Raw genomic sequence first — 14,384 nt, 5'->3', positions numbered from 1 at the left:
TCGAAGGGCCGGGAACCCGTTCATGAACGCAGCGAACATCAGGACGGCCGGGCCGCGCCCCGGGACCGTGGTGCTGTCGTTCTCGCGGATCGCGCGCGATCGCCGCGTCCTGCGCCAATGCGAGCTGCTCGCCCAGATGGGCGCCTCCCCGCTCGTGCTGGGCTACGGCGAGCCGGGGGATGAGATTCCCTATGCCTTCGAATGCCTTCCGGTGCCCCGGCCGACGCCGCGGCATCGCGCCAGCACGCTCATTCGCCAGCTGCCCGGCCGCCTCGGCCTCTGGGCTGCCGAGCTCGGCTTCTGGGCAGGCGCCCGGCATCGCTGGGCGCTGGCGCGGCTCATCGCGTCCGATGCCCGCGTCGTCATCGCCAACGACTGGCCGGCGCTCGTCGTCGCGATCCGATGGAAGGCGATGACCGGCGGCTACGTTCACTACGACACGCACGAGTTCGCCACGCTCGAATTCGACGAGCGCCGCGCCTGGCGCATCATCTACAAGCCCTTCGTCAAGCGGCTCGAGGCCGCCGCCATCGTAGCCGCCGACGCGGTCTCCACGGTCGGGCCGCGGCTCGCCGACGAATTGCAGCGCCATTACGGCCTGCCCGAGCGCCCGCTCGTCATCCGCAACATCCCCAACCGGATCGCGCTGCCGCCGGAAAACGCGACGCAGTGGCCGCTGCGGCTGCTCTATCACGGCCAGATCCTGCAGGATCGCGGGCTGGAAGCCCTGATCGACAGCATCCCGCACTGGCGGGTCCGGCACGCGCTGACCATCCGTGGCGATGGCGATCCGGCCTATGTCGAACGCCTGCGCCAGCGCGTCGGGCAGCTCGGCGTGTCGGAGCTCGTGACCTTCGAACCGGCCGTGGCGCCCGAGCGGGTCATGCCGATCGCGGCGGGAACGGCCGATATCGGCGTGCATTTCACCCCGCTCGAAACCAAGCAGCGGCATTTCAGCCTGCCGAACAAGCTGTTCGAATATATCGGCTCCGGCCTCGCCGTCGCGGTCTCGCCCGGAGCGGATCTGCGCGAGATCGTCGAAGGCTACGGCGTCGGCGTCGTCAGCGCCGGCACCAGCCCTCTCGCCGTCGCCGGCGCGATCAACGGCCTCGACGCCACGCAGATCGAGCGCTTCAAGGCCGCTTCCCGCCGGGCGGCGGACGAATTGTGCTGGGAGCATGAGCGCGGCATCCTGCGCGCCAATCTCGAGCCCGTCCTGGAGGGCCGCGTCAGCCCAGGCTGACCCGGAAACGCTCGGCCCAGAGCCCGAGCGAAACGATCCGCCAGAGCGTGAAATCGAGCGGCGCGCGCCCGTCGAGCATGTCGGCGGCGAGACGGCGCGTGCCGGCCGCGTCGAGGAGGCCCGGCAGCGTCCTGAGCGTGCGCTCGACGCCCTCCTCGACCAGCCCCCGCAACGGCCCGCGCATCCAGGCCGCCTCGGGCGTGGCGAAGCCGAGCTTGTCGCGGCGCTCGCTGACCTCGCGCGGCAGCAGATCGGCCATCGCCCGGCGCAGGACCCGCTTGGTATCGGCGCCGACGAGCTTGTGCCGGTTGCCGAGCGCCAGCGCGAAATCGGCCAGCGGCGGATCGAGGAAGGGCACGCGCGCCTCGATGCCATGGGCCATGCTGTTGCGGTCTTCCCAATGCAGCAGCATCGGCAGGTTCGAGGCATGCGCCATCACGAGGCACAGCGAGGCGACGTCGCGCGGCGGCGCAAGCCCGAGCGATGCGGCGGCCGTATCGAGCGCCGTCGGCTGCAAGTCGAGCTCCGCCAGCGCCTGCGACGACAGCCAGCCATGCTGCACCCGGCCGCGATGCGTGCGCCGCGCCAGGGCCTTGGCCCGGTCCGGCGCCAGCGAGAAGGCGAGCCTGGCGAGCTGGCCGCCATAGCCCTGGCCGTGCAGCGCGCGCCGCGCGGCGATCGTCCGGCCGAGCGTCAGCAGGCGCGCCGAACGCGCGAGCTCCGCGAGATAGACCGGGAAGAAGAAATGGTAGCCGGCGAGCAATTCGTCGGCGCCCTGCCCGTCCAGCATCACCTTGACGCCGGCCGCCCGCGCCGCCTCGAAAACGCACCACTGCGCGAAGATCGAGGTCGAGCCGAACGGCTCGTCCTGGTGCCAGGTGATGTCGGAGGCGCGCGCGAACACATCCTCGGCGCGCGGGAAGATGAAATGCGCCCGCGCACCCGTCTTCGCCACGACCGCGTCCATGAACGGCTTCTCGTCCACCGCCTTCTCGGCATAGCAGGCCGAGACCGTATGAAGGCCCGGCGCGTCCGGCGGCAGCATCGCAGCCATCAGGCAGACGATCGAGGATGAATCGAGCCCCCCCGACAGGCAGGACCCGACCGGGACATCGGCGCGCAGATGCAGCCTGACCGAATCGGCGAGCAGGTCGCGGAAGCGCTCGGCGGCGGCCCGTTCGTCGATCGCGCCGAGGGCCGGCAGCGCCACCGCGTGCCAGCGCGCGATCCGGGGCTCGCCCGCGTCCGGGCCCCGCGCCGGGACGGTGCAGCATTCGCCGCCGCGCAATTGCCGGATGCCCTGAAACAGCGTCTCGGCCGTGTGGTCCGACATGCCGCCGGCGAGGAAATCGCGCGCCCGCGCGAGGTTGACCCGGCGCACTCCGCCCGGCAGGTCGAGAAGCTGCTTGATCTCCGAGGCGAAGGCGACGCCGCCTTGCAGGGCGGTCAGGTAGAGCGGCTTGATGCCGTAGCGATCGCGCGCCGCGAACAGGACCTTGTCGCGATCATCCCAGATCAGGAAGGCGAACATGCCGCGCAGGCGCGCCAGGCAATCCGCCCCCCACAGCATGTAGCAGCGCAGCAGGACCTCGGAATCCGACGCGCTGACGAAGACCTCGCCCTGCGCGCTGAGCTCCTCGCGCAGCTCGATGTAATTGTAGATCTCGCCGTTGAAGACGAGATGGTAGCGCCCGGACGCATCCGCCATCGGCTGCAGCCCGGCATCCGAGACGTCGATGATCGCCAGCCGCCGATGGCCGAGCGCGACCGGCCCGGCAGGGCTGCGATATTCCTGCCAGCCGCGCCCGTCGGGGCCGCGATGCGCCACCATGTCGATGCGCTCCGGCGTGACCGGAAACCCCACCGATGCGAAGAGGCCGCACATTCGGTTCGCTCCTGCGTTGTTCCAGGCCGCCGGCCGTCAGCCGCGATAGGCCCTGATCGCGTCGAGGACGGCCGCCGCGGCCTGCCCCGTCCCGTAATCGGCGATATCGGAGCGCGGCTTCCAGTCCGGCACCGTCCACAACCGGTTCCAGCCATGATCGAGCGTCTCGGTCCACTCGGTCTCGTCACGCAGGGTGACGCAGGGACGCCGCGCGAAATAGGCCTCCTTCTGCAGGCCGCCGGAATCCGTCAGCACCAGCTTCGCCCCGTCGAGCAGGCGGACCATGTCGATATAGCCGACCGGATCGATCGTCCGGATCGGGCCGAGCCGCGTCGCATGGCGCGCGATCGCCTGCCGGGTGCGCGGATGCACCGGCAGGACGACGGGCAGCCCGCCGGCGGCGTCGACGATCGCGTCCATCACCGCCTGCAGGCGGGCCGGATCGTCGGTGTTCTCGGCGCGATGCACCGTCGCCAGCGCGAAGCCGCCCTCGCTCAGCCTGAGATCGGCGAGGATGGTCGAGGTCTCGCGCGAGCGCTTCTGCGCATGCAGCATCGCGTCGTACATCACGTCGCCGACATGATGGACGCCGCGCGTGATGCCCTCGGCCTGAAGATTGCAGACGCCGGTCATCGTCGGGCTCAGCAAGAGCGCCGAGACGTGATCGGTCAGGACGCGGTTGACCTCCTCCGGCATGCGGCGGTTGAAGGAGCGCAGGCCCGCCTCGACATGCACCACCGGGATATGCAGCTTGGCGGCGGCGAGCGCGCCGGCGAGCGTCGAATTGGTGTCGCCATAGACCAGGACCCAGTCCGGCCTGCGCTTGATGAGGCAGGCCTCGATGCCGGCCAGCATCTGGCCGGTCATCGCGCCATGCGTCCCGCCATGGATGGCGAGGTTCACCTCGGGCTTGCCGATCTCCAGCTCGCGGAAGAACACGTCCGACATCATCTCGTCGAAGTGCTGGCCGGTATGGAGCATGATCTCGCTGAAATCGTCGCTGGCGCGGATGGCGCGGCTGACGGCGGCCGCCTTGATGAATTGCGGGCGCGCGCCGACGACGGTCAGGACGGTGATGGGAGCCATTGCATTTCCTCACGCCAGCGCCTGCGCAAAGCCGCCGGGCTGCGCGCTGAATGCCGGAAGAGCACGCGATACCGATCGACCGTCAATAGCGGTGCCCATAATACATCGGATGTATATTGAGAACGATCTTGCTGCCGCGCGGCACCTGCAACAAGGCCGGGAAGAGATCATCGTAGTCGATACTGGAAGCGTTGTTCAGGAAGCGCCGGCTTCCGGCGAGCTCCCAACGCCGTCCCATGACGATCGAAAAGCTGATGTCGTACTGGATCCGGAAGGTCGGGTGACGGTCGATGGTGAAGCCATAGGCCGAGACCGTCGGATCGGCGGGCCGGGTCGCCGTCGTCAGCAGGAAATCGCAGAAATGCGCGATACCGTGTTCCGCCGCGTCGACACGGCCCAACGGGACGCGCTCCCCCCGGACCAGAACGTGATCCTGCCAGCCCATGTTGCGGCCGGCGAAGACATCCTGGTTCATCGCGTTGTAGACGGTGTTCGAATTGTGGGAGCACACGCTGTCGACATCGACGCCGAGAGAGCGAATGCGCCGCAATTCGTGCAGCATGCCCTGGATGCCGTCCACGCCGGCGCGGCCGATCAGGCCGAGCGGATCGATATGAAGGCCGACATCCTGCCCGTTCGCCGCGAGAGCGCGGATATGGCCATCGGCCGCCCCGTAGCGCTCGAAGACACCGTCCGGCAGCAGCCGCCCGTAATAGGCGCATTCGCTGTGCAGGATGAAATAGCTGCTCCGGAAGCCGAAGCCGCCCTCGACGCGGCTCATCTTCACGGCCCCGGTCAGGTCGACGTCGACGTCGTGCCGCAGGAAGACGGTGACGCGGTCGGAGTCGCAATGGTCCAGAAACCGCTCCGCCGGCACGACGGCGAACCGATCGTGCCGCTCGGCCAGAAACCCCATCAACGCGACATAGGCGTCGAGATCGCTGATGCCGCCGCTCTCGGTGAAGGCCCGCATCGGGACATTCACGTTGTTCTCGAGCTCGTCTTGCGACATCGCGTCGTTGCAGACGCTCACATAAGGTTTCAGCCGCGCGAGCGGCGGGCGAAACCGGGCCACCAGCTTCCGCAGCATCTAACCGCGCCTTCCCGAATGCGCGCGGGCCACGATGAAGTAATGCGGATCGGCATAGCCTTCCTCCTCGTCCCGCGGGACCGGGTCGCCGGCCAGGGCACGCCGCATCTCCACGGCCATGCCCATCTCCCGCAGCATGCCGACGAGCTTCAGCGGATCGATCGCCGTGCCGAAGGTGCAGCCGTCATCGGCCCGGACCGGCGCGACGAGGCCCTCGGGGCCGAAACGGGACGCAGCCCCGGTGCCCGCCATGCGCGCGGAAACCTGCGCCAGCAGCTCGTCGCCCCACAGATAGCAGCTTTCGCGCGCGAGCCGGTCCAGAACAGCGCCGTCGGCAGCGGGCAGATGCCCGGCGATGAAGGCCCTGCGGCCCTGGTGATAGTCCCCGGCCGGCGCATCGATCGTGCCGCGGCCGATCTCGTAGTCGCGCCAGCGCGCCTGCAGCATCTCGACGACATCGCGATTGCGGAGATTGTTCGCATCCGAGATCAGGAGCCAGCCATCGGGAACGAGGGCGGCATGGGCCGCCGCGAGGATTTTCGGATGGTCGTCGGGGTTGGCCGAGCACAGCACATCCATGATCACGACGAGATCGCTTCTGAAGCTCTCGGGCCGCGTCAGGAAGTCGTTGCAATGGCGCAGGGTCACACCGCCCTCCCCCATCGCGCGCAGCATGCCCGTGCCGCGCTCGAGCGCGACCGGATTGATGTCGACGCCGACGACCTCGGCCCCCAGCCGCGCCATCATGACGGACGACAAGCCATACCAGCAGCCGTAATCCAGGATCCGGCGCGGCCGCTTGCCGAGCCCGCCCTCGAAGAGCGGCTCCAGCACGTAATGATAGGCGGCGATGGTTTCGGGCTTCCGGTAATTGTCGAGATAGGACAGGAAGTTGCGCGCCTCGCGCTCGCTGTCGGCGCGAAGCCCGGAGCTCTCGATGAACCGGGCGATGTCATCGGAAAGCTGCGCCTTGTCGCGGGTCGGTCGGCGTCGCTTCAGCCAGGAAAACATCGTCGGTAACATCCTGCTCCGCCGGTTGAAAATCTGCCCGCCAGCGCGGTCCCGCCCGCATCGGGAAGGCCATGGGCTCTTGCCATATCACCCCGGGAGCGACAAGTCGCTGCCGGGCGGGCCTCGATCGGCCGGGGCCGGCCCCAGCGCGCGAAGCCATTCGGCCGCGTTGTCGGCGATGCATTGGCTGAGATTGTCGACGATATGGAAGCTCACCGCCGGCGAGCGCGCGGCGACCGAAGCCAGGAATTCGCGCGGCAACGACCGCGAGAGATGGCGATGGAACGCGACATCGAGCACTTCCTCGACCTGCGGCAGGATGCCGGCCGCCTGAAGCTGAGCGATGCGATGCCCGGCGACCGCCTCGGGATCCGGCGGGCGTTCCTCGTGGTCGATGATGCAGATGCTGTAGACGAAAGGCCGCGGATCCGCCGCGCTGCGCGCGATCTGGATCGCCTGCATGCCGGCATGACCGACGACGTTGACATAGCGATGTCGAGGCGCCTCGCTCAGCCGCACCAGCAACAGCATCGAGCGATAGAGATTCGCGATGAAAGGCATCTCCAGCGCGATCCCGTCGACATGGATGGCGCCGTCGAGGTGACGGCCGCTGACCAGGCGCTCCGCCCGCACCTGCCAATCCGCCGCCGCGACGGTGACCGACTGCTGCCCCAGCCGGATGAGCTCGGCCGAGGCTCCGAGGAGCGCCTGCCCTCCCAGGGTTTCGAAGCGGGCGATCAGCCGGTCGACCAGCGGCTGGAAGCTGTGCGGCATATAGCGGAACGCTTCGAACTCGGCCCGGTTTCCGCGACTCACGGCGAGGGCGGCGTCGCGCCCGTCCGCATGGCGGTGCAGGCCATAATATTGGTGATAGCCCATCAGATGCCCGGCCGGCCCCGATCGAGGCTCGAAAGCCGCGTCGGCGAGCGCGGCCAGCGCGTCCTGCTTGTCCTGCGTCCAATCGGCGTCCCAGAAATACAGGCTGCGCTCCTGCAAGGGGAAGCCGGCCTCCTCCAGCAGGCGATAGCAGCCCGGATAAACGCTCAGCAGATGCGCGACCATGTCGAATTTTTCCGAAGTCGAACCGTAGCATGGTCGCGCGGCCCAGGCTCCGCCGAGAAAAGGCTCCCGATCGATCACGACGACACGAAGCCCGGCCTCGAGGGCGAGGATCGCCTTGACGAGACCGTAGGGGCCCGAGCCGACCACGACCAGATCGGCTTCGAGAATCTCCTTCGGCCCGCTCCGGAACGGGATCGCGCCGCTGGCGCGCGTCAGAAGCCACCGCATTGCCCGACTAGCGCGCACGATAGGCTTCGATCACGCGCGCCGCGACGCGGCGGGGGTCATGCCACCGCCTGGCGAAGGCCGCCGATGCCAGGCCGAGCGCATGCAACTCCGCCCTGGGCTTCAGCAAGGTGCTCCTCATCACCGCGGCGATCGTCGCCGGATCGGCGTCGATCACCGGCAGCTCAGCGCGCATCGCGGGGTCGACGAAAGCGAGATCGGCCTGGCGCAGATAGGCGATCAGGGGCTTTCCGAGCGCCATCGCCTCGACGCCGAGGCCGCCATACCAGCCGGCGAGCAACTGGTCGATGATGATGTCGGCCTCGGCATAGCGCGCCATCGCCGTCGCGCGCGGCAGGCCTTCGATCAGACGCAGCTCGAACGAGAAGCCCTCGGCCTTGAGCCTTTCGGCGGCGGCGAGAACATGCTGGGTGCCCTTGGCGCCGCGATGGCTCGGGGCATGCGCGAAGACGAGCGGGCCGTCTTCTTCCGGGCGCGGGGGTGCGGCCTCGACGCGGGAAAGGTCGAGATTGGCATAAGGCAGAAAGCGGGCCTGCTCCGGCAGCACATGGAGCAGGTCCGGGTTCAAGGCGAAATGGATCGGCACATGGCGGGCGAAAGCCTGGATCGCGCGCCTTTTCCAGGCATCGGAGCCGGCTGGATAGTAGTCGCTGCCCAGCGCGGTCGCGATCGAGATGTCGAAAAGCTCCAGGGAACGATCGTGCTGGCGCGCATCGTCCCCCTGCCAGCTGACGGCGAGCCGCTTTCCCATCATGGCGAGCAGCGGCAGATCCTTGAGCCAGACGGCGCGGCAATAGAGGCGCCAGACGATATCGAGAGGATTGCTCCAGCTGATCCGGCCGAGATCGGGAAAGGCGTTGGGCACGAGACAGCTTTGCCCGAACGAGAAATGCACCACGTCGGCCCAGCGCATCGCCTGCCACAGCAGGCGCCAGCGCGCGCGCTCGCGCTGGACGATCGAAGGGGAGCGTGGAGCGAGCGCCAGATCAGCGGGGAACCCGCAGGCGGTCTCCTCGATGACCACGCAGCGGCTGTCGAGCCCCAGTTCCCGTTCCGCGGCGGCAAGCTGGGCCGACTGGCCCGCGATGTTCCAGGGACAATGCAGGACCCGCAAGGGGCGGCCCCCGACGGTCCTGGCCTGGCGCGCCTGCTCGACCACCTGGAGCGACTCAATTCCGCCCGTCGACCATGGACGCGATGCCGTCCTCGAAGCTGCGGAAGCGCGACAGGTCGAACCTGGCGGCGAGCTTCCCGAGCTCCGGCACCACCGCCGGAGGGGTGCCCTGCGCCGGGTTCCGGACGATCACCGGAACCTTGTCCAGCGCGCGCCCGATGGCATGGGCCGCATCCTCGATGCTCACGGCCTCCGGCGCCGCGAGGTTGTAGATTCCCGTCCAGCTCTGCTCGATCGATGTCAGCATGGCCTGACAGACGTCCTCGACATGGCTCGGCGCGAATCTCATCCCGCCGCCCTCGGCCGGAAGCGAGACGGCCTCGCCCCGGCGGACGCGGTTGATCAGATCCGGCACCAGGCGGCCGGCCTGCCCGGGACCGTACGGAGCGAACAGGCGCAGCGTCGACAAGGCGAACAGCGTTCCAAAGGGCCGGGCCAGCACTTCGGCCGCGAGCTTCGTCGCACCGAGATTGCCCGGCGGCGCGACGGCCTCGTCCTCCCGCAGCGGCGCCAGGAAAGGCTCGTAGACCGTGCCGCTCGACACGAGGCAGAAACGCGAGACCCGCGCCTGCGCGGCCGCGAGCAGCATCTCCTGGGCGCCGCCGACATTGACACGGAACATTTCCGCCGCGTCCTGCGGGAAGGCGCGATAGGCCCGCGACTGCGCCAGATGCGCGACCGCGTCCACCCCCTCGGGCAGATCGAGGCGCGCTCCCGAGCCGAGCGAATGGACCAGCGCCCCGCAGCCCTCCGGCGCCTGGGCCGCGTCCCGGACGACGACGGTGACGCGATATCCCTCGCCGAGCGCCAGACGCACCAGCGACTGGCCGACGAAGCCGCTGGCGCCGGTGATCAGGAGATGAAGCCGGTCGTGCATCGCATTCAGGCGGGTTTGGTGACGAGGACCGAGATGCCGTTGGGGTTGGCGTCGTTGACCTGCCATTCCTTCGCGCCGAGATCGCGCAGCCACCCCTCGACCTCTTCCTGCGAATGCTGCCAGGCATTATGCGGATGATACCAGTCGAAATTGACCATATTGTTGGTCTCGTAGTCGAACGCCTCGTTCCAGAAACACTTCAGGAAGTTGTAGTAGATCAACCGCTGGACATCGTGCGTCCCGGCGGGAATGCCCAGAACCGGGATCGGCTTCTCGAGCGTGATCTTGGCGTTCAGCCGCGACAACTCACGCCCGAGCTCGGTGATGCCCTCGCAGGCCGCGTAGCATTCGTCCGGCGACAGCGGCATGAAGTTTTCGCGGACATGAGCGTCGCAGAACACCCGCGCCGCGCCCATCTTCTTGTAGACGTAGAAGAAGAACTGGCCGCCCGGCTCGAGCTTGCGATAGAGCGCCTCGACGGCCAGACGCGTATCGGGCGTATGGTGGAGCACGCCGTCGGCGATGATGAAGTCGAAATAGGCGTCCGGGAACGGCGCTTCCATCAGATCCGCCTGAACCACCGAACAATTCGGCAGTTGCCTGGTGTTCCCGAAGGTCGTGAAGGCCGCGGCCGAGATATCGAGCGCGAAGACCTCGCCGGGGCAATTCTCCGCCATGAACTTCGTATTGAAGCCGGAGCCCGGCCCGCATTCGAGAATGCGGCGGCGCTTGCCATGGAACGCCTTGAGCTCGTCGCGCCCGGCGAGGCCGAATTTCTTGCAATACCAGCCGAACAGGAAATCCTCGTGCTCGGGTTCCAGGCCATAGCTTTTGAATCTGCGCCACTTGTCGGAGAAGGTTTCGTTGGTCTTGGCCTGCTCGGCCGCCGCCGCGCGCGCCGTGGTGACCTGATAGGGCAGCTTGTGCCGTTCAGCGAAATCGCTGAGATCCTGCTGGAGAACCCCCGTCAGGAACGACGGCACGCCATCGATGACCGGAAACCAGCGACCGTCGCGGGCCCGCAGCACACCTTCGACGACGTGATCGCCCTCGCTGCGAAACGGCTCCAGCGCAAGATCCCCCGCCGCATATCCGGACGGCGCGAGTTGGCTGACGATCGATGGACGCAAGACGTGTTCCTCCCGGATGAGATGCCGCAAGCTCGCGGCTGTCCTAGACGATGATTCCCGAAAGGGAAATCGGCATTTGCCCGCGCCACGCGGCACGCTCCACCGCGCGATGCACGCCTGCGGACGCGCTGCCGATCGCGGTGTTCTTCATGTCGCCTCGCCAAGCAGCGTGCGATAGGCCTGCGCCTGCAGCGCGACGATCCGGGGCGCTGCGTGAAAGCGCGCGATCCAGCTTGCGCCGAGAGCGCCGAGCTTCGCCCTGTCGTCGCGATCCGCCGCCACCTTGCGCAGCGCGACCGTGATCTCCTCGACCGAGCTCGCGACCAGAAGCGGCGGCGCCTCGCCGAAGAAGCGCTGCGCCGCAGCGACATCGAGCGCCGTCAGGACACGCCGGCCGAGCGCCAAGGCCTCGAACGTGACGCCGCCGAAAGCCGGGAGAGCGAATTGATCGACCACCACATGGCTCGTGAGATAGTGCCGCCAGAGTTCCGGCTTCTGCATCGGATCGACCCAGCTCACCTGCGCCTTAAGGCCCAGTTCCGCGATCAGCGCCTCGCTGGCTCCAAGGTCGCGCCCCCAGCGCACCGCGACGATCTCGCAGGCGATGCCCTCCCGCGCCAGCCCGGCCACCGCACGAAAAAAGCGGTCATTGCCCTTGGACAGGTTCGGATCGCCGTCCCTCCAGTCCTGACGCGCCGGCATGAACAGGCGCAACCGCTCCCGCGGCGGGGCAAGCTCCCGATGGGCCAGGGCGAAGTCGCGCAGCCGCTGGTCGTCGAAAGCATGCGGGAGAGCGACGATCCTCTCCGCCCCGATCCCGAGCCGGTCGGCCGCGGCGAGGCAATCGAGATTGGTCACCAGGACCTGGTCGGCGAGGCCGAACGCCAGGGCCGCCATGCGGCCGGTCGGATGGTCTTCGAACGGCAGGCTGCGCAGCGTCCCATGCTCATAGGCGCAATAACGACGCCCGGCGAGAAGCGGCCAGATTCCATCCAGAGCGTAGCCCTGGATCACGTCGTAATGCGGCATCAGCCGGGCGAAATGCGTGAAGCGCTCCCAATAGTAATCGAGGTCGTCGCGGCAGGCGGGGAAGGGCCGGCCATGGCGCCGCTCCTGCCAGACGCGATTGAGCTCTTCGAAGCCGGCCCCTCCCGCCGCAAGGGCCGCGCGCTCCGGCACATCCGCGTTCCGTCCCAGCCGGCGATCGAGCTTCCTGCGTTCATAGGCCAGTTTCCAGCCGATCTTGCGGCGAAAAAGGCCCAGTCTAGCCTTCCGCGAGCGCGAACAGCGCACGAAGCGTTCGCGGGCCAGGACCTGCCAGAGCCGGTCGGCATCCGCGTCCCCCTGGATCTCAGCCGCCAGATACCGGCAGCAATCCTCGAGCGGTCCGGAGGCGAACCAGCGCGGCCGGCGATAGCCTTTCAGGTCGACCGCGTCCCAATCCGGGAAGAAGGCATCCGCGGGCGCCTTGTCGAAGGAGGCTTCCTCCCATTCGGGCGTCGCCATGATGTGGTAGTAGTCGAAGGAGAGGACATCGGCGGCAATGCCGTGCGCGCGCTGGATCCGGGCGTTGTTGAAGCCGTTATTGGCGATGTTCCCGATATGCAGGACACGCAGCGGGCGCCCGAGCCTGCGCTGGCGGCGCTCCAGCCATGCAAGCGCGGCCTCGCCCGGCGAATCGATCGTCATGAACGGGCGGCGGGAGCGAGCGGCTGGCCGAGATCGCCGCCATAGACGCCGCAGCTCTCGCACCAGGCATCGAACGACAGGAGCGACCAGATCAGCGGCAGCCGGTTCTGCGTCCCCTCCATATGCTGATCGATGGCGCAGGAGACGAAGCCCGGGTCGAAGATGCCGCGGGCCGCGATGCGCTCCGGCGCCAGGACCCTGCGGATGAAGGGCTGCAGCGCGCCGCGATACCATGACGCGTCGGGCGGGCCGAAGCCCATCTTGGGCTTGTCGGCGATCTGGGGCGGCACCCAGCTGCGGATCGCGTCGCGGAAGGCGATCTTCCCGGTCTCGCCATCCGTCAGCAGCGGCCAGTCATAGGTGAGCGCCAGATCGATCACCTCATTGTCGAGAAGCGGCACGCGCGTTTCGAGGCTGTGTGCCATCGAAAGCTTGTCCTCGACCATCAGGAGGCCCGCCAGATAGGTCTTGGCGTCGATATAGAGCAGCCGATCCCACACCGCGTCGGACGGGCACTTCGCCAGGATCGCGCGCATCTCGTCTTCCAGCGTGTAGCCGTCCGAGCGCGCCCGGAACCCCGGCTTGAAGGCGAGTTCGATCTCATGCGTGCCGACGGGGTAGGAATAGATCGCCTGCATGCGGCGAAAGGCATCGTCGCCGGCGTCGTCCGCGCGCTTGCCCCTGCCGAGCAGGCGGGCGAGCAGCGGGCGGGCGGCGGCCTGCTTCGGGAAGGGCTGGCGGACATAGTCATAGCGCGAGACATACCCGCCCAGGATCTCGTCGCCGCCGCAGCCGGAGAGCACGACCTTGCTGTCCGCGGCGACCCGCTCCGCGATCAGGTAGTTGACATAGGCCATCCCCATGCGGGGCTCTTCCAGCGCGGCGACCGTGCGGTGCAACGAGGATACCAGCGCGAGCTGGGGCAGCTCGAGCTCGATATGTTCGATGCCGAGCTCGGCCGCGACCAGCCGTGAGAATTCGCGCTCGTCGACGATCCGGTCGTCGCCGACCTGATCCAGATTGAAGATGCAGGAATAGGCCCTGACGCCGGGGTCCCGGCGATAGGCGCCGGCGACGATCGCGCTGGAATCGATGCCGCCCGAGAGATAGCTCATCACGGGCACGTCGGCGGCCAGCTGCCGCTCGATCGCGCGCTCGAGCACCTCCCTGAGCGCGAGCCCCGCATCGGCCCGCGACATGCTCCGGCGATCGAAGCGGATGTCCCAATATTGCCGGTCACGCCGGCCCGACGGCTCGTCGATGCAGATATGCCCGGCTTCGAGCTGGCGCACGCCCTTGAACAGGGAGCGGCCGGACCAGACGTTCTGCTGCAGGAAATAGGCGTAGACCGACTGGTCGTCGGGGGCGACGGGCAGAAGCCCGGACGCATGGATGCCGCGGATTTCGGAGCCGAAGACGATCCCGCCGCCCGGCAGCTCCGCGAGATAGAGCGGCTTGATGCCGAGCCGGTCGCGCGCCAGCATCAGCTTGCGGCTGCGGACATCCCAGATGGCGAAGGCGAACATGCCGTTCAGCCGTTCGGCGAGCCCCTCGCCCCATTCCTCATAGCCGTGAACCAGGACCTCGGTATCGGAATGGTCGCTGGCGAAGCGATGGCCTTTCGCCTCGAGCTCCCTGCGCAAGGGGCGGTGGTTGTAGATCTCGCCGTTGAAGACGACATGCACCGTGCCGTCCTCATTGGTCATCGGCTGGCGTCCGCCCTCGACATCGACGATGGCGAGGCGCCGGAAGCCGAGCGCGATTTCGGGGGCGGACCAGAAGCCCGCATCGTCGGGCCCGCGATGAACGATGGCGTCGGCCATGCGGACGATCCGCTGCGACGCATCGCCGATTGCGCCGCGATGCAGGATGCCGAGGATGCCACACATGG

At 68.1% G+C, this 14,384-nt stretch carries 11 protein-coding genes; 1 reads left to right on the top strand and 10 read right to left on the bottom strand.

Going from position 1 to position 14,384, the window contains the following annotated elements; translation table 11 throughout:
* Nucleotides 1-22: 22 nt before the first annotated feature.
* Nucleotides 23-1,243: a glycosyltransferase gene (locus tag M9917_RS06665; protein WP_297252036.1), complete on the top strand. Its 1,221-nt coding sequence runs from the start codon at nucleotides 23-25 to the stop codon at nucleotides 1,241-1,243.
* On the opposite strand, the gene asnB (M9917_RS06660) is transcribed toward M9917_RS06665, so the two are convergent.
* The 10 genes from asnB (M9917_RS06660) to asnB (M9917_RS06615) all read right to left on the bottom strand — a co-directional run bounded on the left by asnB (M9917_RS06660) (nucleotide 1,230) and on the right by asnB (M9917_RS06615) (nucleotide 14,382).
* The gene (gene asnB / locus M9917_RS06660) at nucleotides 1,230-3,128 is read right to left on the bottom strand and encodes an asparagine synthase (glutamine-hydrolyzing) (protein ID WP_297252034.1); all 1,899 of its coding nucleotides are present in this window, start codon (nucleotides 3,126-3,128) and stop codon (nucleotides 1,230-1,232) included. The two genes, M9917_RS06665 and asnB (M9917_RS06660), sit on opposite strands and share 14 nt — an antisense overlap.
* 36 nt (nucleotides 3,129-3,164) lie before the next feature.
* Nucleotides 3,165-4,214: a non-hydrolyzing UDP-N-acetylglucosamine 2-epimerase gene (gene wecB, locus M9917_RS06655; protein ID WP_297252032.1), complete on the bottom strand. Its 1,050-nt coding sequence runs from the start codon at nucleotides 4,212-4,214 to the stop codon at nucleotides 3,165-3,167.
* Between the two features lie 82 nt (nucleotides 4,215-4,296).
* Nucleotides 4,297-5,304: a polysaccharide deacetylase family protein gene (locus M9917_RS06650; protein WP_297252030.1), complete on the bottom strand. Its 1,008-nt coding sequence runs from the start codon at nucleotides 5,302-5,304 to the stop codon at nucleotides 4,297-4,299.
* Nucleotides 5,305-6,315, bottom strand: coding sequence for a class I SAM-dependent methyltransferase (locus M9917_RS06645; protein ID WP_297252028.1), 1,011 nt, complete (start codon nucleotides 6,313-6,315; stop codon nucleotides 5,305-5,307).
* A gap of 87 nt (nucleotides 6,316-6,402) precedes the next feature.
* Nucleotides 6,403-7,605: an FAD-dependent oxidoreductase gene (locus tag M9917_RS06640; RefSeq protein WP_297252026.1), complete on the bottom strand. Its 1,203-nt coding sequence runs from the start codon at nucleotides 7,603-7,605 to the stop codon at nucleotides 6,403-6,405.
* A 7-nt stretch (nucleotides 7,606-7,612) separates the two neighbouring features.
* Nucleotides 7,613-8,782, bottom strand: coding sequence for a glycosyltransferase family protein (locus M9917_RS06635; RefSeq protein WP_297252024.1), 1,170 nt, complete (start codon nucleotides 8,780-8,782; stop codon nucleotides 7,613-7,615).
* 10 nt (nucleotides 8,783-8,792) lie between these two features.
* Nucleotides 8,793-9,674 carry an NAD-dependent epimerase/dehydratase family protein gene (locus M9917_RS06630; protein ID WP_297252023.1) on the bottom strand — a complete coding sequence of 294 codons (882 nt, stop codon included), beginning with the start codon at nucleotides 9,672-9,674 and terminating at the stop codon, nucleotides 8,793-8,795.
* 5 nt (nucleotides 9,675-9,679) lie between these two features.
* Nucleotides 9,680-10,804, bottom strand: a complete 1,125-nt coding sequence (locus M9917_RS06625) for a class I SAM-dependent methyltransferase (protein ID WP_297252020.1) — start codon at nucleotides 10,802-10,804, stop codon at nucleotides 9,680-9,682.
* Nucleotides 10,805-10,951: 147 nt separating this feature from the next.
* Nucleotides 10,952-12,493, bottom strand: a complete 1,542-nt coding sequence (locus M9917_RS06620) for a glycosyltransferase family protein (RefSeq protein WP_297252018.1) — start codon at nucleotides 12,491-12,493, stop codon at nucleotides 10,952-10,954.
* A complete protein-coding gene (gene asnB, locus M9917_RS06615) occupies nucleotides 12,490-14,382 on the bottom strand; it encodes an asparagine synthase (glutamine-hydrolyzing) (RefSeq protein ID WP_297252015.1) in 1,893 nt (630 codons plus the stop codon). The genes M9917_RS06620 and asnB (M9917_RS06615) overlap by 4 nt, the downstream gene beginning before the upstream one ends.
* Between the last annotated feature and the right edge of the window lie 2 nt (nucleotides 14,383-14,384).

Source organism: Bosea sp. (in: a-proteobacteria) (assembly GCF_023953965.1).
In the GTDB taxonomy this organism is placed as follows: Bacteria; Pseudomonadota; Alphaproteobacteria; order Rhizobiales; family Beijerinckiaceae; genus Allobosea.
Note: the sequence above shows the minus strand (reverse complement) of the source record. Positions and strands in the feature narration are given on the sequence as shown.